The organism is Devosia yakushimensis, from assembly GCF_030159855.1.
In the GTDB taxonomy this organism is placed as follows: Bacteria; Pseudomonadota; Alphaproteobacteria; order Rhizobiales; family Devosiaceae; genus Devosia; species Devosia yakushimensis.
Map to the genome: position 1 here is coordinate 1,174,837 of NZ_BSNG01000001.1, position 19,785 is coordinate 1,194,621.

Consider the following 19,785-nt stretch of genomic DNA (forward strand, 5'->3'; position numbering starts at 1 on the left):
CCTATTCCTCGTCGTCCTCGACATCGGTGAGGTACACGGAAATCTCGATGTCGATGCCATAGGCGGCAATCGCCGCGGCCATATGGGCGGGCAGGCGGGCCGACATGGCTTCGCCGTCCTCGGGATAGTCGAAGGCGATGTCGAGCACGGCCTTGCCGATGCGGCGGTCTTCCAGCATGGCGGCAATGGTCGGGCCCGAGCGTTCGGCCAGTTCCAGCAGCGCCCGGACCGGGTTTTTGACGTCGACATCCACCTGCGCATAGTGGCTGTTTTCGGCATCTTCGGGCTCGAAGCGGCCGGTGAGCTGCTTAAGCGCTACATCGAGATCATGCTGGGTCAGCGTGACGCCGGAAAGGCGTAACGCCATTGCAAAGGGCTCGAAACCGCTCATCAGGACCGTCCTGCTGTGGCCGCGAAGAGCGCGATGGCGGCGGCGTTGGAAACATTGAGCGACTTGATCGGGCCTGGCATGTCCAGCTTGACCATTTCATCGCAGAGCTCACGGGTGCGCTGGCGCAGGCCCTTGCCCTCCGCGCCCATGACAATGGCCAAGGGCTGGTCGCCGCTACGGGGCTTGAGCTGATGTTCTGATTCCGAATCAAAGCCCAGCACTAACATGCCGCGCGTCTTGAGCTTTTCGAGTGCGTCGCCAAGGTTGCGCACCTCGATCATGGGCACCAGATCAAGCGCGCCGGAAGCCGATTTGGCCATCACGCCGGTCTCGCGCGGCGAATGGCGGGCCGTGGTGATCACTGCATCGGCACCGAAAGCGCAGGCCGTGCGCAAAATCGCGCCCACATTATGCGGGTCGGTGATCTGGTCGAGCACGACCACGAGCTTGAGCGGCTTGATATCATCAAGGCCAAACCGGCTCACCGGATCGACCTCAAGCGCGGCGCCCTGATGCACGGCATCGTCGCCCAGCAGGCGATCAAGCTCCTTGGGCGTGGTTTCCTTGACGGTCACCTTGCCGATCTCGCCGGTCTCCTTGAGCCGCATCAGCGCGTTTGGCGTGGCCAGCAGCACTTTCTTGGTGCGATTCTTGTTGTCCAGCGCGGCGCGCACCGTGTGCAGGCCATAGAGATAGACCGGGCCGTCATCGGGGTTGTAACGCGGCTTGGGCGGAAATTTATTGATGCTCATAGGGCAGGGGTATCGCCTTTGCGGCGCGCCAGCAAGCGGGGCGCCGCGGCGCGCTCTAAACCGTGTGTTTTTCGAGGGGGGCGTTGGTGGAGGGGACTGGATTCGAAGTCGATGCTCGAAAGGCCCGTCATTGCTGTATCCCTTGACGTTTCGGGGCTTTTTGTGCCCATTGACTGCGTAACAAACTGTGTAACAAAGGGGAAGAGAGAATGCGACGCGCCAAGGTACCGGACCCCAAAAATCGTGATGGAATCTGGTATCTGATCCGCCGCGTCCCCAAGAATTTCGAAGACCTCGACCGCCGACGGATCGTTCGCATCAGCACGAATATTGCCGTGCTGGATGATCCGCGAAAGGTGAGGGCAAAAGTTGTCGTTGAGCAGCTCAATCTGCAATTGGAAGCGTATTGGCAGGGCATGCGCGATGGACAGTCGGCGGATGCGCGGTTGCGTTTCGAGGCCGCCCAGAAGCGAGCTCGCGCCCTCGGGACGAACTACCAGACCGTCGAGGAGCTGCGCGGCGGTGGGGATGTCGTGGAGGCGCTGACACGCATTGAACTTCTGATCACTCAGAGAGCTGGCGAAAAGGAAGACGATGTTGCAGCAGTGCTGGGAGGAGAGGGCCGGCCACGGTTTCGGGTTTCGGACCTGCCTGGCGAGTACGAAAAGGTGCAGGCAGCCAAACTCACGGGATATTCCGATGCGCAGGTCAAGCGCTGGCGCAACCCAAAGGTGAAGGCTGCCACTAATTTCGTTGAGGCGGTCAGCGACAAATATCTCGACGAGCTGACCCGTGCAGATGCCATCGCCTTTCGAGAATGGTGGCAAACCAAGCTGGTGACCGACAATCTTGAGATTGGGACCGCCAATAAGGATATCGGCCATATGAACAAGATGCACCGGATGGTGGATATGACCAACCATCTGGGCCTTTTGCCGGTGTTTAGCCGTCTCAGGCTGGAAGGCGAAACGACAGGCAGCCGTGCGGCTTTCTCGCCAGCCGAGACCAAAGAAATCGTGCTGTCGCCGGAACTGGACCGCCTCAATGATGAGGCGCGCGATATCGTGCTGATCGTGGCGGAGCTGGGTTTGCGCCCGTCGGAGGTCTGTGGCGTGCTGCCGCACCAGATCAGGCTGGGCGCCCCAATTCCGCTGGTGGCTATCGTGCCAGAGGATCGGCAGTTGAAGAATCCCCAGTCGGAACGGGAACTGCCGCTGGTCGGCAATGCGCTGGCGGCGTTCCGGCGCCATCCCAATGGGTTCCCGACTTACAGGGACAAGGCCGATACCCTCTCGGCAACGGTCAACAAGGCCCTGCGGAAGGCCAAACTGTTGCCGACGAAGGACCATACCCTTTACAGCCTGCGGCACGCCTTTGAGGATCGCCTGATTGAGGTGGAGACCCCTGACAAGGTCGTGGCGTCGATGATGGGGCACAAGTTTCAGCGGCCGAAATACGGCAAGGGCCCGACGCTCGAGCTCAAGGCGCGATGGTTGAGCAAGGTGCTGCTGCCACTTAGACACGAGCCGACACCTCCCGCGTCATCCGATTGAGAATTTGCTGTGCGCGGTCGCGGGCGCTGGGGGCCTTTTTCATTTGCTGCAGCTCGTCGTCGAGCCATTCCAGTAGCGGCCCATACTTCTCGCCATGGCGAAGGACGATGTAGGCCAGGAAGTGGACGGCCCTTTCGAGGCGCTCGACTGTGACCACTTCATCTCTCACTGGGGCGCGCTGGGTCATGATCAGTGCCTGATGAACGCAATGCGCCGCTCGGTCTGCCAGCATAGGCCGCAGGTTGAGCAGGATTCGGTTTGGCCCATCTGGGCAGGGCAAATGATCGCGTCGGCCGGGCGCTGGCCCGCGTGCTCGATCGTAACCGTCGAACAGGTGTCCACTGGCGCATTGGAGAACCGGATGGCGAACCGGTCCCAGTTTTCCATGGCAAGGGTGATCAGCGGCCGCGCGATGGGATCGGCGTGGTTCCAGCGAGCTGAGAAGCCAAAGACGTGCAACTCGCGGTGGCGGCGCAGCAGATCGGCCCAGAGCTCGACATAGACGACGGAATAGAAGTCGCCCAGGATATGCAGGCGGACGGCGAAGCCTTCGGTGTGGGCCTTGGCAAGCCTTGCGACTTCGATACGCAGTCGGCGCTCCAGCGCTTCGCCGTGACGCCAGCGGTGGGCCATATGCATTGCATTGCCGTAGCAGGCTCGCCAGAGCTGGCATTCGCGCGGGCAGGTGGCGCGCTCCTCGAGCGTCAGGCAATAGACCGGCATGCCCTTCCATTTGCCCTTGAGCAGCCTGCCGCCGATCTTGGACTGATGGATGCCCGATTTCAGCACATACCGATCTTCGAGCGGGCGTACCGTGCGCGGATAGATCGTCCGGCCGTCGACGATGGCGGGATGATCATGCGGGGGCATGGTGGCAGACTTGCCGGATACGGGCTCGAGCAGGAATCGGGATTGCGTGGCGCGCGGCGGAACGCCGTCAGAGCGCGGGCGACCTGTTGGGCGCTTTGGGCGCGGTGGGATGCGGATATCGAGCAGGGGCATTATGAGACCCCGCCGATAGGTTCGTCTGCCTCGGCAAACTCGCGCCTGCGTAGCGCGGCGCAAACGCCCTCGCAGATTTGGCGGCCGTCGAGGTGCCACACCAACACATCGATGATGGCGCCCATGGCGAGCCGGTCGTTCACGCGAACCATGTGGCGCCGCGCAAGGTCGACGAGCTCAGCTTTCCAGAGCAGGCCCAACAGGCGCACCGCATGGGGCTGGCGCATCCCCGCGATCATGTCGTTGGTGAAGTTCCAGCGATGGGTGCTTTCCTCGGGACGGGGATAGCACCAGACGTCGCGGAGCCATCCGCCGCTGAGTTCCTCGTCCCACGCCAGGCGGGGGGCGCCGTTGTTATAGGGCTTGGTGTCGAACCATTTGCGGTGGGCCACCAGAATGGTGTGATGAGCGCAGGCATCAAAGGTCTTCAACTGCGCCTTGAGGCGATCGAGCGTGTCGCGCTCAGACTTGATTTCCCAAAGGTAGACCTTGTCCGGAGTGACAGCTGCCACGTCGGCGCGGCAGCTGCCGACGACGAGCTCATGGACGACGCGGGCCCGAGGCAGCTCTTCCCTGATCCACGCCACCACGGCGTCGCGGATTTCCCATTCTGCGCTGGAGCGGGTGTGTTTCATGCCGCTGCCCTCGCGTCGAACAGCCAGCCCTGATCATTGTTTGCAATCAGGCGCGGTTTGGGCCGGTAATTTGCTTTAAACAGGGCCTTGGCCATGTCCGGGCAGACAGAATTGCCGATCTTGTGGCGCTGGTCGGTCTCGGTGAGCGTCTTGCCCATGTAAGGCGCGGCGAGGATGTATTCGGGAGGGAAACCTTGCGCGCTGGCCAGTTCGCGGGGTGTCAGCATGCGCATGCCGATGTCCACCACGATCCACGGCCCGACCGTGACAAATTCACGGTCATCCCAGCAGCCGTGCCGACGTAGGAACGCCGCAACCTGCCTGGCCTTGTCGAGCTGGGCGTCGGTCAGGGGCGGAGCGTCGATAGTCACTTCGACATGCCCGAACCTGGGCTTGACGGTGACGGTGCGGAACGAGCCGTCTGTGGCGCTGCCGATCTCGTCGGTACCGAAGTATGCCGTCATGAAGGGCATGACGACGGCCGAGTGGCCACCTTGGGCCGTCAGGGCATGATGGCCATCCTCAACCGAATATGCCCGGCGGTCGCTGCCCTTCAACGACAGCATATGGGCGGATACCAGCTGCTGTTGTGACCCCTCGACCATCAAGGTCGAAACAGGCTCGTCGACAGACCGCCCGATCGGACCCCTTGGGCCGCCATTGTGCTGCGCGAGGTAGACCGCTGTTGCGCCGAGCGGGGAGGCGCCGCCCGGGCGCTTGATGAACGAGTTCGCCGTGACCGTTGGGACACCTTCGCGAGCATCTGACCCAACACCGCCCGATGTGTGCTTGTTCAAGAAAACCGAAACGAGCTGATTGGTGTCTTTTGTCGAAGCCGTGATGGTATGCGTCGGATCATCAGCTGGCCGACTGCGGCCGCCCTGTTGGCCATGGGACAGAAACGGCGCGATCTGCGCGGCGACAATTGCGCGGCTGGGCTGAGTTTCCACTGTGCCCATGGGCTCATTGACGGGATATTCCCTACGCCCGCCGCTATCCCCATGGTTGACGCTGACCAGATGAGGCACGACCAGCCCATGGGCATCGTGCGCCCGAGCTACGGTTGGAAAACTGTCATCGAGCCCTTGCCCGCGGAAGCCCTCGCCGGAATGGTTGAGCACGACAGCGAAGGCGTCTTCGCCCTTGTCTGTGACATAGCGCTTGGTGCCCTTGGCAATCCGGGCGTCGCTGTTAAACGCCAGTGGGCGCTGGATGCGCCGACCTGTCCGACGAGTGTACTCCTTGGCCTCTTGCTTCGTCATGAAGATGGAGGGGCAGTCCAGCGACCAGTCGAGGATATCGGCGGCAACTGGCCAGGCCTCTTTCAAGCCCAATGCCACCTCGTCGGATTTCGGGTCAGCATGGGTTTCGGGTGGCCAGATGATGGGCTCGCCGTCGCAGCGCATCATGATGTAGAGGCGTTTGCGGATCGTTGGCGCCCCCCAGAAATTGGCCCTTAGAACACGCCATTCGACGGCGTAGCCCATGGCACGGAAGCGCTTGACCCAGCGCTTGAATTCCTTGCCCTTGAGCTTCTTGTCGGGGCGGCTGGATAAGTCGAGGTCGCCCCAGTCTTGGAACTCCTCGACGTTCTCCATGTAGATTTCGCGCGGCCGGACTTGTTCGGCCCAGTGCGCCACGACCCAAGCCAGCGAGCGAACCGACTTGCTTACCGGCGCGCCGCCCTTCGCCTTGCTGAAACCCCGGCAATCGGGCGATGCCCAGAGCGCGCCGACGGCGATGCCGCCTGTCACGGTCAGCGGATCAGCCGTCCAGATATCGGCTGTCAGGTGCATGGTTCTAGGGTGGTTCGCCATGTGCATGGCGATGGCCTTCGGATCGTGATTGATCGCGATATCGACGGAGCAGCGATGTGCTTCGGGCAGCAGGCCGGCCAGACGCATATCGCGCATTGCCGTTTCCATGCCCTCGCTGGCCCCGCCGCCGCCGGCAAAGCAGTCGATCACCAGCTCCTGCGTGGTGTCGAAGCCATGGGCCTCCGCAAAGTCGAGGAAGGAATTGTGCAGGATGGCGTTCACGGCTTTTCTGCCCCCAACATGCGGTTGATGGCATCAATCCGACGCCGCGGGGTCGGGCCTGGCCCCCAGTCTCGGAACTCGGCAGGGGTGGCGGTCACAATGGCGGTCGGGCGCGAATAGCCAAAGCAAGGGGGAGACTCGAAAATGAGCGCGACAAGCCCGCCCTGCGCCGCTGCGGCGACCTCATCAGCTGTGGGTGCCCAGTAAGCCGTTGGCAATTCCTTCAATGGCATTGCGTCTGCGGAGAAGTAGTTCGATGGGTCGATGGCGTTCATGCCGGCACCGCCATCAGAAACTGTTCGCGGTCATCGAGTGCGTAGCCCGTGCCCCAGATGGTCCGGATATGGACATTGTAGGGTTTGAGCTTCGCCCGGAGCTTGCAGACGAAAACGTCGACGATTTTCGGGTTGGGCTCTTCATCAATACGGTCGCTATAGAGCGCCGCCATGATCGAGGCCTTGGTACCCATGTCGCGTGAGGCCAGATGCGAAAAGACCCGCATTTCTTTGCCGGTCAGGCACCATTCAACCGGAACCGGAATGTTGGATGGGAGAAGCAGCTCTTCGAGCTGGCGGATGCGCTCGCGCAGCGTCTCGATTTCATTCTGCTGCCGTTGCTCCAGGTCACTAAGCATTGCGGCCTCGACGCTTGTTCATGAAGATGACGGAGGCCATGGCGCGCCAGCGCTGGACCTTGCGTTCTGCGGCAAACCGTTCCGCATCATTGGCCAGGCTTTCGCCCAAGGCACTGATGATGGGCGCAATGCGCTCGGGATCGATCTCACCCTTGTATTCTTCGGCAAAGAGCAGGCATTCGACGGCCTTGATCAGGTCCGCGGAGACCGGCGCGGCGCCGGTGGCCACACAGATTTCGAGGACCTTGCGGGCGCCGATAGGGTGGCGCCGGCTGATCAGGCTGCGGACGGTGGTTATCGCGACCGTCTCGCCGGGAGCGAATTTGCCCATCTGCGGCGGATTGCGCAGGATCTTCACGCCGGCGCGCTGACACACCTGATCGATGGTCAGTGCGTCTTCGTCACCAGCCGCCACCATGGCATTGTGCAGCTGGGTCGGGGTGACCTGGATGCGGTCCCGGTTGTGCCGGACAAAGGCATTGGCGCGACCCGCCAGAGCGTCGGCTTCGGTAACCAGAATCGGGATTTCGGCGATGCCGCCGTGGGTGGCTGCAGCGATGGCCGTATGCTGGCCGTCGATCACTTCGCGCCGCCCGTCAATCTCCACCACGATAGGGGGCTTGTAGGCAGACCAATCCCATTCCTCGACAATTTTTCGGACGAGGCGCATGGAGCGTTCGGACAGGCCGCGCTGGTAGCTATCGTCGACGTAAAGTGTTTTCGGGTCCACCATGGCCAGACGCGGCGGGGCCCCGACGATGACGGCCTTTTTGAGGTCAGGCAGCTTGAGGGCGGCGATCTCGCGCTTCATTCCGGCTCACCGCCGTTCAGCTTCGATTGCCGCAAGGCATCGCTGATGATACCTGCGGTCAGAACCGTGCCCACGAAAGCTAACACTTCGGCTATCCCTTCGACCCAAGGCCACGGCAGGAATGAAAAGGGCCGGCCCATAATCATCATGGTGGCCAGCACGAAGCCGAAGGCCTCGATCGGGCTATAGCGGCGCTTGGTCCAGTTCATTCAGCTGCCTCCAAAGGTGTTTCAAACAATGGGCCGGGCGGTGGGGTGCCCTTGTCCTTGGCGATGGCGCGGCGGCGCTCGTCCTCGCCCATCCAGTCGCGCTCAAGGCGCTTCCGCGCCATGTCGGCGTATTCGGGCTTAAGCTCGATCAGATGGGCCCGGCGACCCATGCGGAGCGCTACCAGGGCGGTGGTACCGGAGCCGCCGAAGGGGTCGAGCACCAGCCCGTTGGCAGGGCAGCCCGCGTTGATGCAGCGTTCCGCCAGCTCTGGCGGGAAGGTCGCGAAATGGGCTTCGGTGAAGCCGACAGAATTAAACTGCCAAGCGGAAATAGGGGCCGGTTCGAAGTTGCGCAGATAGCGTGTGTCGGGGATTTTGGTGGTCGAGGCGTGGAAGCTCTCTTTAGCTCGCACCAATGACTTCTCCGGCGCGCTCTTGGGGGTTACGCCCGGACGGGTGTCTTTGGCCGGCACCAGGGCGGTGCGGGCGTGTGCCGTGCCGCTCGCTGGCATTGCCACGGCGGCATGGTCGTAGAGATACTGCTTGCTCTTGGCGAGCATCCAGATTTTTTCGTGTGCGGTGGACGGGCGATATTTGCCCGCCGAATCCGGCATGGGGTTGGACTTGCCCCAGACATTCTCTTGCCGCACCCACCAGCCGGCGGCGCGCAGCGCCAACGCCAGAATGTTTGGTACCATGCAAAGGTCTTTGGCCTTGATCGCATTGACCACGTCCCGGAAAGGGCGGTCCATAAAATCTGCGCCTAGCGGTCCTGTGCCCACGGTAGAAAAGGGTTTGTCGCGAAAGGTTCGATCGTCATTGCCGAGCGCGCGGGTTGCTGCAGCGCTGCGGCCGTTGGGCGTGCCGGCGAATGAATCGCCATAGTTCAGCCACACGGTGCCGGCGGGCTTGAGGACCCGTCGGATCTCTTCGAACACGGCGACCATGACCTCGATGTGCTCGGCAAGGGTACGTTCCATGCCCATCTGCCCGATCACTTCGTAGTCGCGCACACCCCAATATGGTGGAGAGGTCACGACGCAATCGAAGAAGCCATCCGGCAGATCGCGCAGCCGCGCGATGACATCGCCGATATGGATCGTGGCACGACCGTTGAGGAGATAGAGCGGATTACTCACGAGGCGCGCTCCAGTTGAGGAGCGAGTACCCGCGCGGTGATGACACGCCGCTCACATTGATAGCTGGCCTTCCATTCCCAGCGCGTGGCGCTGGCCAGGCCTTCGGCAACGAGCTCGTTGATGGCCTGAATTTCTGCGAAGTCGGCCCATTCCTCCTGAATGAGGGTGCGGCCGTCGGCGAGGCCCGCCGCCATTTCGGCTTTCGTCATCATGCGGCCTGCTCCCCATACTGGTCGGCGACGAGCTCACCCACGAGCTCGTCGACACGGTCCTCGTTCCACCAGGCAGAACGGCGGGCCGCCGCGAGGCGGGACTGGGCATTGCGGGTTTCAGCGAAATTGAGCAGCGCCGCGGTGGCGCCAGGCGAATGGCCTGGGAACACGATGAGCAGCGCGGCATAGGCGATCAACCGGCCCCGGAAGTGTTGACGGGTGCCGATGATCGCCTCGGGATCCTCGCCGGTCATCTGGGCCGCAACGACGATGGTGCGGGCGATGGTCTGGGCGCTGGGGGCGGTGCTGATCATGCCGCCCTCGCCAATTGGTCGATATTGCCGCGCTGGACGGTGAAGGTGTAGGCGACCACCCAAGGGTTGGCAGCCCAGGAGCCGGGGCCGTTGATGCTTTCCCAAAGATCGCGGTACATCTCGACGGGGCCGACGATGCCGTATGCAGACGCGGCGGCAATAGCATCGTCGGGCGCGGCAGCGGGCCAGCCTAGGCGTTCCGGGCCACGGAAAAACTCCACAACACCCTCGGCCAGCGCATCCGCTGCAGAGCAGTCCTTTAGCCGCTCAACCCGCACATCGGTGACGGTGAGCGTGATGCGCGAAAATTCGCGCGGCATGTGGATGGATGGCCACCAGCCGTCGATGCTCTTAACGCCGTCTGCCTGGTAGAGTATTTCGGTCGGATACCAGCCGGAGCGAGCATCGGCGATAGTCCACCCATGCGTCATCCGGGCGGTCCACGTCTCGCGTACCCAGAGCCGATCCCCGACCGCAACCGGCGGCATGTAGTGCGGCGTCACGAAATACTTGCCGGCGCGGATATCGACGTGCTGGCCGGTGCTATCCTTCATTTCATAGACGGAACGACCGCTCGCGGCCTCAGTCGCCACCTTGACCATGTCGATGATCGGACCGGTCGGCTGGGGCAGGCGGCACAGGCGCCGGGTCTGCGTTTTGGTGCCGTCGAGCAGGGCGCGGACCATGGGACCTGAAAAGAGCATGGGACGGTCAGCCATTGGCCGCCTCCGCATGCGTGAAGGGCGCGAAATAATCGGTCTTGCGGATATCGTTGAGGTTGTGCCCAGTGGCCAGGCCATGCTTGCGCAGCCAGCGGGCGAAACAGTCGGCCAGCTTCTGCTCAAGCTCGCGTTTTTCGGCGCTGGTGATCGGCGTATCGAACCCGTTTTCGCCCCAGCACTCGATGTTCTTGTCCTCGAAACGGTCGAGGATATCCCCGGCGTCAAAGCAATCGGTGGAGGGAAGAGTCTTATCGGCCTCGACGATGCAGAAGTCGCCGTTCGGGAAATGCTCCCGGGCCAGCGCCAGCGCTTCGTCGCCCGTGGCTACGCCCCCGTGGTAATGTTCGGGGAAGGGACCATGGCCCCAATACCACTTATAGACCCCCGTGCCGGCCATCGGTCAGTCCGCCCGACCGCTGGCGGAGCCTTCCAGCCCGCGAGTGTAAAGCGCCAGTTCTTCGTTGAGGTCGTTGCGCTGGTCGGCCATCGCGGCCTTGGCGGCTTCATAGACGCGATCGAGCAGGGCTTCGCGACCGTCCAGCTCGACGAGCAGGGTTTCGGTTTCGCGCACCTGCTGCGCCAGCTTCTGGCGGGCGATCTCGCCGCGGCGGATCATCGGGCGCTGCTCGGTGGCGAATTGCTCAAGTGCGTTGGCCAGAGTGTCGGTTTCCACCGGCGGGACGATCTTGAGGGCGCTGGGCTTCGTGGCTGGGGTGGTTTTGGCGGTGGTGCTCATCGGATCAGCCCTCCGCCGGCGCGGCGACCATGCCCAGGGCGGACATGTAGAGCTCGAGCAGGGCTTCCTGCTCCATGCGCTCATTGGCGTCCTGTTTCCGGATGGCCACAATCTTGCGCAGGATCTTGGTATCGAAGCCGTTGCCCTTGGCCTCGGCATAGATTTCCTTGATGTCGGAGGCGATCGCGGCTTTCTCTTCCTCCATCCGCTCGATGCGTTCGATGAACGCTCGCAACTGGTCCTGGGCTACGCTGTCTTCGGCCATTGGAGGCTCCTGTTGGGTGAGAGGGTGACCCGGCGACTGGCTTGGGGGTACAGTCGCCGGGCCTGGCCGGCTGGGGAGGGGAGCCCCGGCCTAACCGGCAGCACGGCGGGCAGCGAGCATCTCGCGCACCTTGCCGGCGTGTTCGGTGAAATCCCTGGAAATCATCTTGATCCACATGTCGCGGACCAGCGTGGCGCCGTCGTCGGTGAAAGCGCTGCCGGTGATCGACGCGACCTCCTGCAGCTTGAGGCGCATGATGACGGTGATGAGCGTGGCGTTATCCGTCCCACGATCTATCTCGGCCTGCATCCAGAGCTCGAGCGGGCCCATGACATTGGCCGCAATCGCACGGGTGAAGCACCGTTCCAGCTCGTTGCCACTGGTCAGGCCCTTGAGCAGCGCCGCTTCGGCGTCTGCGTTGGCTGTGCCATCGGGATTGAGAAAGCGCAGAGTCATGGTCAGCCTCGCTGTTCGGTTGCGGGAACCGGCTCGCCGAGCAGAGCCGCAAAATAGGCGGCAGCGCTGATCGATGCAGTGCCGGGAACGGCTACTTCGAGCGGCGGCGCAAATACTGCCTCCTGAGATTCCAGAGGCTCGATGCGGTGCACCCTGCCGCCACACAGAGAGCAGCAGTCGAAGATGATTTCGTTGAGGTCGTTCTGATCGTGCGCGTCGAACTCGCGGCAACGGCAATAATGGGTCGCCATGTCAGCACCCCACCATCGCCAGGCGGCCGAGCTGGCCGTAATAGTTCGTGTCGAGCAGCAGATCGACGATGCGCTGTTCGCGCTGGGTGAGGGGATCACCCTCCATCCAGCTCTTGACGGCGGCGGCCACCATCTGGCGGGCAAGCGGGTTCAGCCCATCGCCCCGCACCGCGTCGACGACCGGCGCTGGTATGGACGGCGCCGGCAATGGCGCGGCGCGCTGAGATTGGAAAAGGGGAATGATGCGGGCGGTCATGGCGATCACCCGTTCAGCGCGATCTGGCAGACATCGGTGCTGTGGCGCAGCTGGCACGTGGCCAGCGCCTCAGCCTGATTGGTCGCGAGCCAGATGGCGCCCCAGACCAGAGCGACCAGCGCGAGGGCGAACATGACGCCCAGATAGATGATGAGCCAGCGCCGGTCCGGCACGATGGTTTCGCTCGACTGTGCCAGCTCAACGGCATCGTCAGGCATATCCCAGATCAGATCCGTGCCTGGCTGGTTACCATTACGTACAATTGTCATTGCGATGTTCCCCCATCCGCCAGCCAAATCGAATTGGCATTTGATAGTCGGACGCTACAAAACATTTTGTTGTGCGTCAATTGTCGACGAAACAAAATGTTGCTATGACTTTTGAAACAGAGCACCACCACGTGGTGCCACGGCGTTCTTTTGGGGGAACTAAATGGCAGACGATTCCAGCAAGCAGCGGCGCGAGATTGAAGAGCGGCGACTGGCGACCACAATTATCAACATGCTTCCGGAGGACCCGGATTCGGCTCTCCGCGTCCTGGACTTTGCCAAGGAGCTCGTCGAGGGCTTCTTGCGGCCACGCAACGAACGGCGGGTCTATTCGATCCGTGCGGTAAAGGATGCCTCGTCGCCGTCGTTCACCGTGCCGCCGCCTGCGGCAAACCAAAAAGGCGAATAAGCTCTGCCGGATTAGCCGGTGGCGGCGTCTTTGGTGTCGGTGAGCTTCTTGCTGGCGGTGGCGCGTAGCTTCTCCGCCAGCTCATACGGCAGCCCGTTCATGTGGCCGAACAGGATGAAGTCGGAGGTTGCGCCGGTCAGTTGCCAGAAGCGCGCCAGCAAATCCGGCGGGGGAAAGCGCTCACCACGCTCGTAATTGCCCCAGCGCTGGTAGCTGACGTCCATGAGTTTAGCCATGGTTGCCTGCAAGTGACCGCGTGCTTCGCGCACAGCGACCAATCGGCGGCCTATGGCTTGGTTTGATGTGTCTGGCATGTCCGGCAGCATGAAAACATTTTGTTTCAAGCCGAGTAAGGACGCTAGAAACGTTATGTTGTCAATTGCCACACAACAAAACGTTGCATATGGTCGCCGCAATGACGTTACCCTTGGCGGCTTGCACGATGGCAAAACTCACCCAGTTGGACAGTGTGGAGCAGGTCACGGCCGTGCTCGGCGGTGTCGGAGCCGTGCAGGACCTCACCCAGGCGGCCTCGTCGCAGGTGGTAAGCAACTGGGTGGCCCGGGGCCGATTTGCGCATCACGCCTATCTGGTCATGACCAAGGCGCTTGAGGAGCTGGGCTATTCCGCGCCGCCGGAGCTATGGGGAATCACCGCCCCCGCCGAACCCGCTACTGCCTCAAGCCCCTAGACCGCCATGGCGCCGGACGTCTCGCTATCGGCCATCAGCTATCATGCCGTCACCCGCTACGTGCAGCGGGTGCTGGGCGTGATCGTCCCTGGCGACGAGGCGGTGATGGGTGCGAAGGCGCTGGCGGCTGATCACTGCGCCGCCATCGACACGACCATTGATGCGGTCAGGGCAAAAATCCTGACGCCGGTTGTGGCAGCGGCCATTGCCGATGGATGCACCTGCATCCGGACCGCCACCTATGAAATCGAGGTGAGCCAGCCCGAGAAGGTGGCCACGACCATCCACCCACGGGCACGCCAGCGTGCCATCAAGATCATGGGCAAGGCCGAGCACAGGCGCTCGACCCTTCGGCATGCCCGGCGGCACGGCGACGCCGGGGCAGGTGACCGATGAGCCACGCCGCGATGAACTGGGCTCTGAAACAGCGCGGGTTCAAGCCCGCCGTATGGAAGGTGCTGGTGCATCTGGCCGACCGGCACAATGCCGACTCCGGCTACTGTTTTGGGCATCAGGAAAAGCTCGCCCACGAATGCGAAGTGTCGCGCGCATCGCTCAACCGGCATCTGACCGAGCTTGAGGAAGCCGGGCTGGTCCGGCGTGTCGCCGCCAAAGACCCGGTGACGGGCATGCAACTCAGCACCCGGTATTACATCGCCTTCGATACCGATTTCGCCACACTAGATGTAGTAGGCCGTGTCTCAAATTGCGACACGGATACCCGTGTCTCAAAAACCGCTAAATCCGTGTCTCACAGCTCTGAGACACTAATAACCAGTAAGATAACCAGTAAGATTCCCCTTACCCCACAGCAGGGTGAGGCCGAGGCCATACCAGATGTAGACCCCGATGCCTTTGCCCGTATCTGGGAGATGTGGCCCGAGGGGGGGCAGGGGAGCCGTGATAGTGCCCAGCGGGCTTACGAACAGCTCGGGCCTGATGACACAGCCGATATCGTCGCTGTCTTCACGCTGATGGTCTCGACCGTTTCGGCGCGCTGGTATCGGCGGTCGCTGCCTATCCCGAACCTGACCACCACGATCCGCGAACGCGCTTTCCGCGCCTTTGCCAACGATCCGCCCACCATCGACGACGATGGCTATTTCGTGGTGACGCCTGACCGGCCCGAATGGCGGCCGTGGCTCGCTGCGATGCGCAAACAGCATGGCGAAAAGGGTGAGCGAGCGACCACGGAACGAGGCTGGTTGCTCGTGACGACGCGCTGGCCGTCGGGAGAACGGGCATGACACCCATTCCCCACGACCGCATTGGCTGCCTGATCATGGGGTGCCGGCGAACCTACAAGCGGGAGCCCGATGAGGGCGAGGGCGCCGAGGTGATGTGCGGCGATCATTACCGCCTTGGTGACAAGGCCCTGCGCCAGCTCCGCACCAAGCTCAAAAGAACGGCCCGCCGCACCGGCTGGACGCCGCGCCTAGGGCGCATCGATGCCTGGCTATGGGAACGCATCAAGCGCCAGGCGAACGAGCGGGCCATGGGCCTGTGACCAACCAAACGGAGCCCGGGCCGCATCTCGGGAACGGAGAAAGTGCCATGTCGTTGAACGCCGCCCCACCGATCAAGTTTTCTGCCCCAGTTCTCAACGCCGCCGGCGAATTGTCGTCGCTGCACGAGCGCGTCGACCGTCTGGCCGACCGGCTTTCTGGCGCCGCACCGCGGAACGTGGCGCGCGGGACCGGCGACCCCATTGGGGAAGACGCAGGCGAGTTCGATCTGGTCGAAGGCGCCGGCCGCCACCTGCTTGTGACGATCCAGGCCATCCACGAAGCGCTCGATCGCATCGAGCAGCGCCTGGGATGATCGCGGCAACTGCCCAGTCGCGGTTCTGCCCCACCCGCCGGCACCGCGCCGGCGGGCAAACCGTCATGGGAATTGCGGCCCGGCCGCGATACCATGACGGAGCCGCACGGTTTGGATGGTCGCCATGAGTTCATGGGCGCGCCCCGGTGCGGAATGTGTTTGCATCGATGACGCATGGGACATGCCGGCCTTCTATAAGGTTCCGCATCGCCTACCCATGCTCAATGAGCTGCTTACCGTTGCAGCTGTCCAAGCCAAGCGCGGGGAAGTATGGCTCAAGTTCAGCGAGATTCCTGACGATCAGAGCTGCGACGGTCAGCGGTCCGTTGACATCTGGTACATCTCGACAAGCTTCCGCCCCATCATCAAACCAACGGTTGAGCAGGACATTGCCCTGTTCAAGCATCATCTCGACCAGGTGCCGGCCGAGCAATGAGGAAGCGCACCCCCGCCCAGACCAAAGAGGAGATCGCCCGGGCCAAGGCTAGGGCGATAGCCGATAAGTATTTCGAGGCCGATGGCGAGCCCATTGGTCTGGGGGATCGGGAGCACGCGCCCGGTCTTGACGGTGGTGCGACGAAGAAGCTGACCCCGAAAGAGTTCCTGTTCTGCCAGGAATATCTGGTGGACTTCAACGGGACACAGGCCGCGATCCGCGCCGGGTACAGCGAGAAGACCGCAGCCGCCATCGCCTATGAGAACCTGAGAAAACCTCATATCCGCCGCTGCATCACCGAACTGATGAAAGAGCGGTCGGCCCGGACGAAATGGGATGCGGACAAGCTGCTGCAACGGCTGGGGGACGAGCTCGAGGCGGATATCAACGATATCCACAATCCTGACGGGTCAATGAAGCCCATTGCCGACTGGCCGCTGGTGTTTCGGCAGGGGCTGGTCGAAGGCCTCAAGGTCCGCGAGGAGCTGACACCTGACGGGGAAGTCGTGTCGGCGCGGATCGTCGAATACCGGACGGCTAGCCGCAGCAAGCTCAAGGAAATGATCGGCAAGCACGTCGACGTGCAGGCCTTCAAGGAAAAGCGCGAGCTCGACGTGGCCGAGGGTGGCCCGCTGGCCCAGCTGCTGACCCAGCTGCAGGGCACATCGATCCGGCCCACCCAGGCGCCGCCGATATCGCTGCCGGTCACGAATCCCGACCTGATCGACGATGACGAGGGCGACGATGAGTGACGTCATCCTTTCGAAAAAGGTCGAAGCGCTCCAGCATCAGCTGGGCCGGGTGCTCACCACTGACGAGCTCACCCTGTTCATCAACCTGCAAGACCCGCATTGGCGGCTGCGGAACCTCTACTGGATCATGGACAAGGAGGGTAACCCCGTCCTGTTCAGCCCCAACGAGGTGCAGGACAAGTTTATCCGGGAAATCTGGTTTCGCAACGTCGTGCCGAAGGCCCGCCAGCGCGGGTTCTCCACCGTCGTCCAGATCCTGATGCTCGACCATGCGCTGTTCGAACCGAACCAGCGCTGCGGCATCATCGCCGAGACCACGACCCTGGCCGAGCAGATTTTCGGCGACAAGATCAAGTTCGCCTATGACCGGCTGCCGCCGCTGATCCGCGAAATGGTCCCGGCCCGCATGACGCTCAAGAAGATCGTGCTGGCCAACAATTCGTCGATCCGCTGCGCCACATCGGTGCGCGGTGGCACGATCCAGTGGTTGCACGTCACCGAATACGGCAAAATCTGCCAGGTCGCGCCGATCAAGGCCAAGGAAATCCAGACCGGCTCTATCCCCGCCGTCGACAAGACCGGCATTGTCGTCGTCGAGAGCACGGTGGAAGGGCTGGACGGCAATTTCACCGAACTGGTGTTGAAGGCCCGCGCCACGGCGCAACTCGGGCGGCCGCTGGGGGAGATGGATTACCGGCTGCATTTTGCCAGCTGGTGGGACGCTTCCGAATATGAGACCGACCCCACGGGCATCGTCATCTCGCCCAAGGACCATGCCTATTTCGCCCGGCTTGAAGCCACCATTGGCCGCGACATCAGCCTGCCCAAACGCGCATGGTACGTGCAAAAGCGCGACGTCGAGTTCGGTGGCGACCAGGAGAAGATGTGGATGCAGTACCCGTCCACATTGGACGAGGCATTCACGATATCCACCGAGGGCAAGTGGCTCGCCAACCAGATGGCCACGATGCGGAAACAGAACCGCATCACCCATGTGCCCTATGACCCGGCCTATCCTGTCAACCTCTGGTGGGATTTGGGCGTCGACGACGACATTGCCATCTGGTTCCACCAGCAGGTCGGGCTTCAGGACCGCTTCATCGACTATATCGAGGCTTCCGGCGAGCCCTATGCCTATTTCAAGGCGGAGGTGGACAAGCGCGGCTATGCGCTGGGCCATTGCTATCTGCCCCATGACGGCGCGCATCGCCGGCCCGGCGCCGAGATCCTGAAAACTTCCGCCGACATGATCGGGGAAGTCGGTTTCCGCAATATCGAAATCGTGCCGCGCATCCACGAGCTGATCACCGGCATCCAACAGCTGCGCAATGCCATGTCGTCCTATTGGATCGACGAAACCAAATGCGCCGAGGGCATCAAGCACCTCGATGGCTACGGCAAGGTCTGGAACGTCCGGACGTCCACCTACACCTCGCAGGTCGCGCAAAACGGCCACCAGCACGCCACCGATGCGCTGCGGCAGCACGCCCAGGCCAAGGCCGGCGGCATCATCATGGCCGCCAATAGCGGGCAGACACGGCCTAAGCGCCGGAACAAGGGAGCAATGGCAGCATGACCAATGTCATCCAGGATATTGCCGTCAGTTTCGAAGCGGTTCTTATCGTGCTGACCAATGGGGCGACCTTCCGAACACCTACGCCGCGCCCGCTGTACGATGCATCTATCCACGATTGGAACGACTGGCGTCTGTTGGATGAGGGCAGGGAGGTGGAGTGGCCCAAGCTTGGCGTCGTCATTCGGGTGCCCCAACCCGAGGAGCAACTGCCAATAACGTGCACGATTTGCGGCGGCAATCTCGGGGACCAATACACCCATCCCACCTGCACCTGCTCGCGCGGCGGCACGGCCACGGCGTCGTTCAGCAGCCCCCTCAGTCGAGCCGCGGGAACACCTCACCGCTCGATCTTGCCGCCGCATCCCGACAATTTTGCCGATCACCCCGAGACCATCGGGGAACGCCGCGCGACCGCGAAAAGCAGCGCGGCGGCATGGTCCCCACGCGATGTCCTCATTGAGCTGCTGCGCGAGATCGACAGCGGCCGCATTCGCCCCAAGGCCATTGTGGTGAGCATTTCGGCAACCGGCGCCGATGGCTCGCTCGAGCACCATTACCGCAACGCCTGCCCCGACACCTTCACGGCGCTCGGGCTGCTCGCCCGCGCCGAATACAAACTCCAGAGGGAATAGATTATGAAACGCTCGCGCTCACTCTTCGGCTTCGGTGGGATAGTCGCTGCTAGCGCCATGGCGCTTGGCGCAATGATAGCCATGGCGCCCACACCCGCCGAGCTATCTGGGCAGGTAAAGGTCACCCCGACACCGCCTGCCGGCCCGGAACGTGCCCCTGCACCTCAACAGGCCCATGAGCGTGTCGCCATGCGCGAGGAGCGTGTGGACCGGTACCGGTTCGGCCGGTCATTGCCCGTTGCCCACAAGAACCGTGCCGGCGGCGAGCGGGCCCATCGGCGCTGGCGGAAACGTCGCGCCGCAGGGCGGGGATAATCATGCCCGCTATTTACACCGGCACCAGAATCACTAGCTTGGCCTTGCCGCACCTCCTCGAGCGCGAGGATTGTGCATGAAGTCCATCCTCGACCTTCGCCTGCGCCATTTCTACCATGTGCGTGGTGACCTCACCGTCATCGGCACATGGGCCGATATGGGCGATCGCATCCGCCCCTGCATCGTCATTATCCGGACCGGCGAGGAGCTCAACGAGCATACCTGGCCCTGCATCATCACGTCCGATAAGGCGTGGATATGGGAAGAGACCATAGGCGACCCGCGCCAGGCGGCGCAGACCGCATTCCGGTTCTGCCAAGCCCTCCGCATGTCGACGCACCAAAGCAATATCTTCCGGCTGGTCGGCCTCATCGTTGACCATCTGCACGACCTTCTGCATATCCCCCCATACATGGCCCTTTCGGCCCCAGCTGCCGCTGAACCCGTGGCCGAGGTGACCATCAGGGATCACCGCACCGGCCGCACCACAGAGGTGGAGCTTTAGGC

Annotated in this window: 34 protein-coding genes; 12 read left to right on the forward strand and 22 right to left on the reverse strand. The window is 62.6% G+C overall.

Annotation, left to right across the window (positions count from 1 at the left end; translation table 11 throughout):
• Position 1: 1 nt before the first annotated feature.
• A complete protein-coding gene (locus QQL79_RS05690) occupies positions 2-391 on the reverse strand; it encodes a hypothetical protein (RefSeq protein WP_284388764.1) in 390 nt (129 codons plus the stop codon).
• Complete coding sequence (rlmB, locus tag QQL79_RS05695; protein WP_284388766.1) at positions 391-1,143, reverse strand: 23S rRNA (guanosine(2251)-2'-O)-methyltransferase RlmB; 753 nt, start codon at positions 1,141-1,143, stop codon at positions 391-393. The genes QQL79_RS05690 and rlmB overlap by 1 nt, the downstream gene beginning before the upstream one ends.
• A gap of 209 nt (positions 1,144-1,352) precedes the next feature.
• On the opposite strand from rlmB, the gene QQL79_RS05700 reads away from it, so the two are divergent.
• Positions 1,353-2,696, forward strand: a complete 1,344-nt coding sequence (locus tag QQL79_RS05700; protein ID WP_284388769.1) for a tyrosine-type recombinase/integrase — start codon at positions 1,353-1,355, stop codon at positions 2,694-2,696.
• Here QQL79_RS05700 and QQL79_RS05705 read toward each other — a convergent pair.
• The 19 genes from QQL79_RS05705 to QQL79_RS05795 all read right to left on the reverse strand — a co-directional run bounded on the left by QQL79_RS05705 (position 2,659) and on the right by QQL79_RS05795 (position 12,646).
• On the reverse strand, positions 2,659-2,883 hold the full coding sequence (locus QQL79_RS05705; RefSeq protein WP_284388771.1) for a hypothetical protein: 225 nt from the start codon (positions 2,881-2,883) through the stop codon (positions 2,659-2,661). The genes QQL79_RS05700 and QQL79_RS05705 overlap by 38 nt on opposite strands.
• A 2-nt stretch (positions 2,884-2,885) precedes the next feature.
• Positions 2,886-3,698 (reverse strand): hypothetical protein, encoded by an 813-nt coding sequence (locus tag QQL79_RS05710; protein WP_284388772.1) that lies wholly within the window; start codon positions 3,696-3,698, stop codon positions 2,886-2,888.
• Entirely contained in the window at positions 3,698-4,333 is a 636-nt protein-coding gene (locus QQL79_RS05715) for a hypothetical protein (RefSeq protein ID WP_284388774.1), read from the reverse strand. Before QQL79_RS05715 ends, QQL79_RS05710 begins: the two co-directional genes overlap by 1 nt.
• The gene (locus tag QQL79_RS05720) at positions 4,330-6,372 is read right to left on the reverse strand and encodes a DNA cytosine methyltransferase (RefSeq protein ID WP_284388775.1); all 2,043 of its coding nucleotides are present in this window, start codon (positions 6,370-6,372) and stop codon (positions 4,330-4,332) included. Before QQL79_RS05720 ends, QQL79_RS05715 begins: the two co-directional genes overlap by 4 nt.
• The gene (locus QQL79_RS05725) at positions 6,369-6,647 is read right to left on the reverse strand and encodes a hypothetical protein (RefSeq protein WP_284388776.1); all 279 of its coding nucleotides are present in this window, start codon (positions 6,645-6,647) and stop codon (positions 6,369-6,371) included. The genes QQL79_RS05720 and QQL79_RS05725 overlap by 4 nt, the downstream gene beginning before the upstream one ends.
• Complete coding sequence (locus QQL79_RS05730; protein WP_284388777.1) at positions 6,644-7,006, reverse strand: helix-turn-helix domain-containing protein; 363 nt, start codon at positions 7,004-7,006, stop codon at positions 6,644-6,646. The genes QQL79_RS05725 and QQL79_RS05730 overlap by 4 nt, the downstream gene beginning before the upstream one ends.
• A complete protein-coding gene (locus tag QQL79_RS05735; protein ID WP_284388778.1) occupies positions 6,999-7,817 on the reverse strand; it encodes a DUF6551 family protein in 819 nt (272 codons plus the stop codon). The genes QQL79_RS05730 and QQL79_RS05735 overlap by 8 nt, the downstream gene beginning before the upstream one ends.
• Entirely contained in the window at positions 7,814-8,026 is a 213-nt protein-coding gene (locus QQL79_RS05740; protein ID WP_284388780.1) for a hypothetical protein, read from the reverse strand. Before QQL79_RS05740 ends, QQL79_RS05735 begins: the two co-directional genes overlap by 4 nt.
• On the reverse strand, positions 8,023-9,165 hold the full coding sequence (locus QQL79_RS05745) for a DNA-methyltransferase (protein ID WP_284388782.1): 1,143 nt from the start codon (positions 9,163-9,165) through the stop codon (positions 8,023-8,025). The genes QQL79_RS05740 and QQL79_RS05745 overlap by 4 nt, the downstream gene beginning before the upstream one ends.
• Complete coding sequence (locus QQL79_RS05750; protein ID WP_284388784.1) at positions 9,162-9,377, reverse strand: hypothetical protein; 216 nt, start codon at positions 9,375-9,377, stop codon at positions 9,162-9,164. The genes QQL79_RS05745 and QQL79_RS05750 overlap by 4 nt, the downstream gene beginning before the upstream one ends.
• On the reverse strand, positions 9,374-9,691 hold the full coding sequence (locus QQL79_RS05755) for a hypothetical protein (protein WP_284388786.1): 318 nt from the start codon (positions 9,689-9,691) through the stop codon (positions 9,374-9,376). The genes QQL79_RS05750 and QQL79_RS05755 overlap by 4 nt, the downstream gene beginning before the upstream one ends.
• Entirely contained in the window at positions 9,688-10,410 is a 723-nt protein-coding gene (locus tag QQL79_RS05760) for a hypothetical protein (RefSeq protein WP_284388788.1), read from the reverse strand. Before QQL79_RS05760 ends, QQL79_RS05755 begins: the two co-directional genes overlap by 4 nt.
• A complete protein-coding gene (locus QQL79_RS05765) occupies positions 10,403-10,810 on the reverse strand; it encodes a hypothetical protein (protein WP_284388790.1) in 408 nt (135 codons plus the stop codon). Before QQL79_RS05765 ends, QQL79_RS05760 begins: the two co-directional genes overlap by 8 nt.
• 3 nt (positions 10,811-10,813) lie before the next feature.
• Entirely contained in the window at positions 10,814-11,149 is a 336-nt protein-coding gene (locus QQL79_RS05770; protein ID WP_284388792.1) for a hypothetical protein, read from the reverse strand.
• A 4-nt stretch (positions 11,150-11,153) separates the two neighbouring features.
• Positions 11,154-11,414 (reverse strand): DUF2312 domain-containing protein, encoded by a 261-nt coding sequence (locus QQL79_RS05775; protein WP_284388793.1) that lies wholly within the window; start codon positions 11,412-11,414, stop codon positions 11,154-11,156.
• A gap of 90 nt (positions 11,415-11,504) precedes the next feature.
• On the reverse strand, positions 11,505-11,870 hold the full coding sequence (locus QQL79_RS05780) for a hypothetical protein (RefSeq protein WP_284388795.1): 366 nt from the start codon (positions 11,868-11,870) through the stop codon (positions 11,505-11,507).
• A 2-nt stretch (positions 11,871-11,872) separates the two neighbouring features.
• Positions 11,873-12,121 (reverse strand): hypothetical protein, encoded by a 249-nt coding sequence (locus tag QQL79_RS05785; RefSeq protein WP_284388797.1) that lies wholly within the window; start codon positions 12,119-12,121, stop codon positions 11,873-11,875.
• Between the two features lies 1 nt (position 12,122).
• Positions 12,123-12,377 carry a hypothetical protein gene (locus tag QQL79_RS05790; RefSeq protein WP_284388799.1) on the reverse strand — a complete coding sequence of 85 codons (255 nt, stop codon included), beginning with the start codon at positions 12,375-12,377 and terminating at the stop codon, positions 12,123-12,125.
• Between the two features lie 5 nt (positions 12,378-12,382).
• Positions 12,383-12,646 carry a hypothetical protein gene (locus QQL79_RS05795; protein ID WP_284388801.1) on the reverse strand — a complete coding sequence of 88 codons (264 nt, stop codon included), beginning with the start codon at positions 12,644-12,646 and terminating at the stop codon, positions 12,383-12,385.
• A gap of 163 nt (positions 12,647-12,809) precedes the next feature.
• Between QQL79_RS05795 and QQL79_RS05800 the strand changes: the two genes are divergently transcribed.
• Entirely contained in the window at positions 12,810-13,055 is a 246-nt protein-coding gene (locus tag QQL79_RS05800) for a hypothetical protein (RefSeq protein WP_284388803.1), read from the forward strand.
• Positions 13,056-13,066: 11 nt separating this feature from the next.
• On the opposite strand, the gene QQL79_RS05805 is transcribed toward QQL79_RS05800, so the two are convergent.
• A complete protein-coding gene (locus QQL79_RS05805) occupies positions 13,067-13,381 on the reverse strand; it encodes a helix-turn-helix domain-containing protein (RefSeq protein ID WP_348523172.1) in 315 nt (104 codons plus the stop codon).
• A gap of 116 nt (positions 13,382-13,497) precedes the next feature.
• On the opposite strand from QQL79_RS05805, the gene QQL79_RS05810 reads away from it, so the two are divergent.
• The 10 genes from QQL79_RS05810 (at position 13,498) to QQL79_RS05855 (ending at position 19,783) form a co-directional block, all read left to right on the forward strand.
• Positions 13,498-13,746, forward strand: a complete 249-nt coding sequence (locus tag QQL79_RS05810) for a hypothetical protein (protein WP_284388804.1) — start codon at positions 13,498-13,500, stop codon at positions 13,744-13,746.
• Between the two features lie 6 nt (positions 13,747-13,752).
• On the forward strand, positions 13,753-14,142 hold the full coding sequence (locus QQL79_RS05815) for a hypothetical protein (RefSeq protein WP_284388806.1): 390 nt from the start codon (positions 13,753-13,755) through the stop codon (positions 14,140-14,142).
• Positions 14,139-14,993: a helix-turn-helix domain-containing protein gene (locus QQL79_RS05820; RefSeq protein ID WP_284388808.1), complete on the forward strand. Its 855-nt coding sequence runs from the start codon at positions 14,139-14,141 to the stop codon at positions 14,991-14,993. Before QQL79_RS05815 ends, QQL79_RS05820 begins: the two co-directional genes overlap by 4 nt.
• Positions 14,990-15,253: a hypothetical protein gene (locus QQL79_RS05825; RefSeq protein ID WP_284388810.1), complete on the forward strand. Its 264-nt coding sequence runs from the start codon at positions 14,990-14,992 to the stop codon at positions 15,251-15,253. Before QQL79_RS05820 ends, QQL79_RS05825 begins: the two co-directional genes overlap by 4 nt.
• A gap of 47 nt (positions 15,254-15,300) precedes the next feature.
• Positions 15,301-15,567, forward strand: a complete 267-nt coding sequence (locus QQL79_RS05830; RefSeq protein WP_284388812.1) for a hypothetical protein — start codon at positions 15,301-15,303, stop codon at positions 15,565-15,567.
• A 124-nt stretch (positions 15,568-15,691) separates the two neighbouring features.
• Positions 15,692-16,003, forward strand: a complete 312-nt coding sequence (locus QQL79_RS05835) for a hypothetical protein (protein WP_284388814.1) — start codon at positions 15,692-15,694, stop codon at positions 16,001-16,003.
• Positions 16,000-16,755, forward strand: coding sequence for a terminase small subunit (locus QQL79_RS05840; protein ID WP_284388816.1), 756 nt, complete (start codon positions 16,000-16,002; stop codon positions 16,753-16,755). The genes QQL79_RS05835 and QQL79_RS05840 overlap by 4 nt, the downstream gene beginning before the upstream one ends.
• The gene (locus QQL79_RS05845) at positions 16,748-18,331 is read left to right on the forward strand and encodes a terminase large subunit (RefSeq protein ID WP_284388818.1); all 1,584 of its coding nucleotides are present in this window, start codon (positions 16,748-16,750) and stop codon (positions 18,329-18,331) included. The genes QQL79_RS05840 and QQL79_RS05845 overlap by 8 nt, the downstream gene beginning before the upstream one ends.
• A complete protein-coding gene (locus QQL79_RS05850) occupies positions 18,328-18,963 on the forward strand; it encodes a hypothetical protein (protein ID WP_284388820.1) in 636 nt (211 codons plus the stop codon). The genes QQL79_RS05845 and QQL79_RS05850 overlap by 4 nt, the downstream gene beginning before the upstream one ends.
• 391 nt (positions 18,964-19,354) lie before the next feature.
• Positions 19,355-19,783: a hypothetical protein gene (locus QQL79_RS05855; protein WP_284388822.1), complete on the forward strand. Its 429-nt coding sequence runs from the start codon at positions 19,355-19,357 to the stop codon at positions 19,781-19,783.
• The last annotated feature ends 2 nt before the right edge of the window (positions 19,784-19,785 follow it).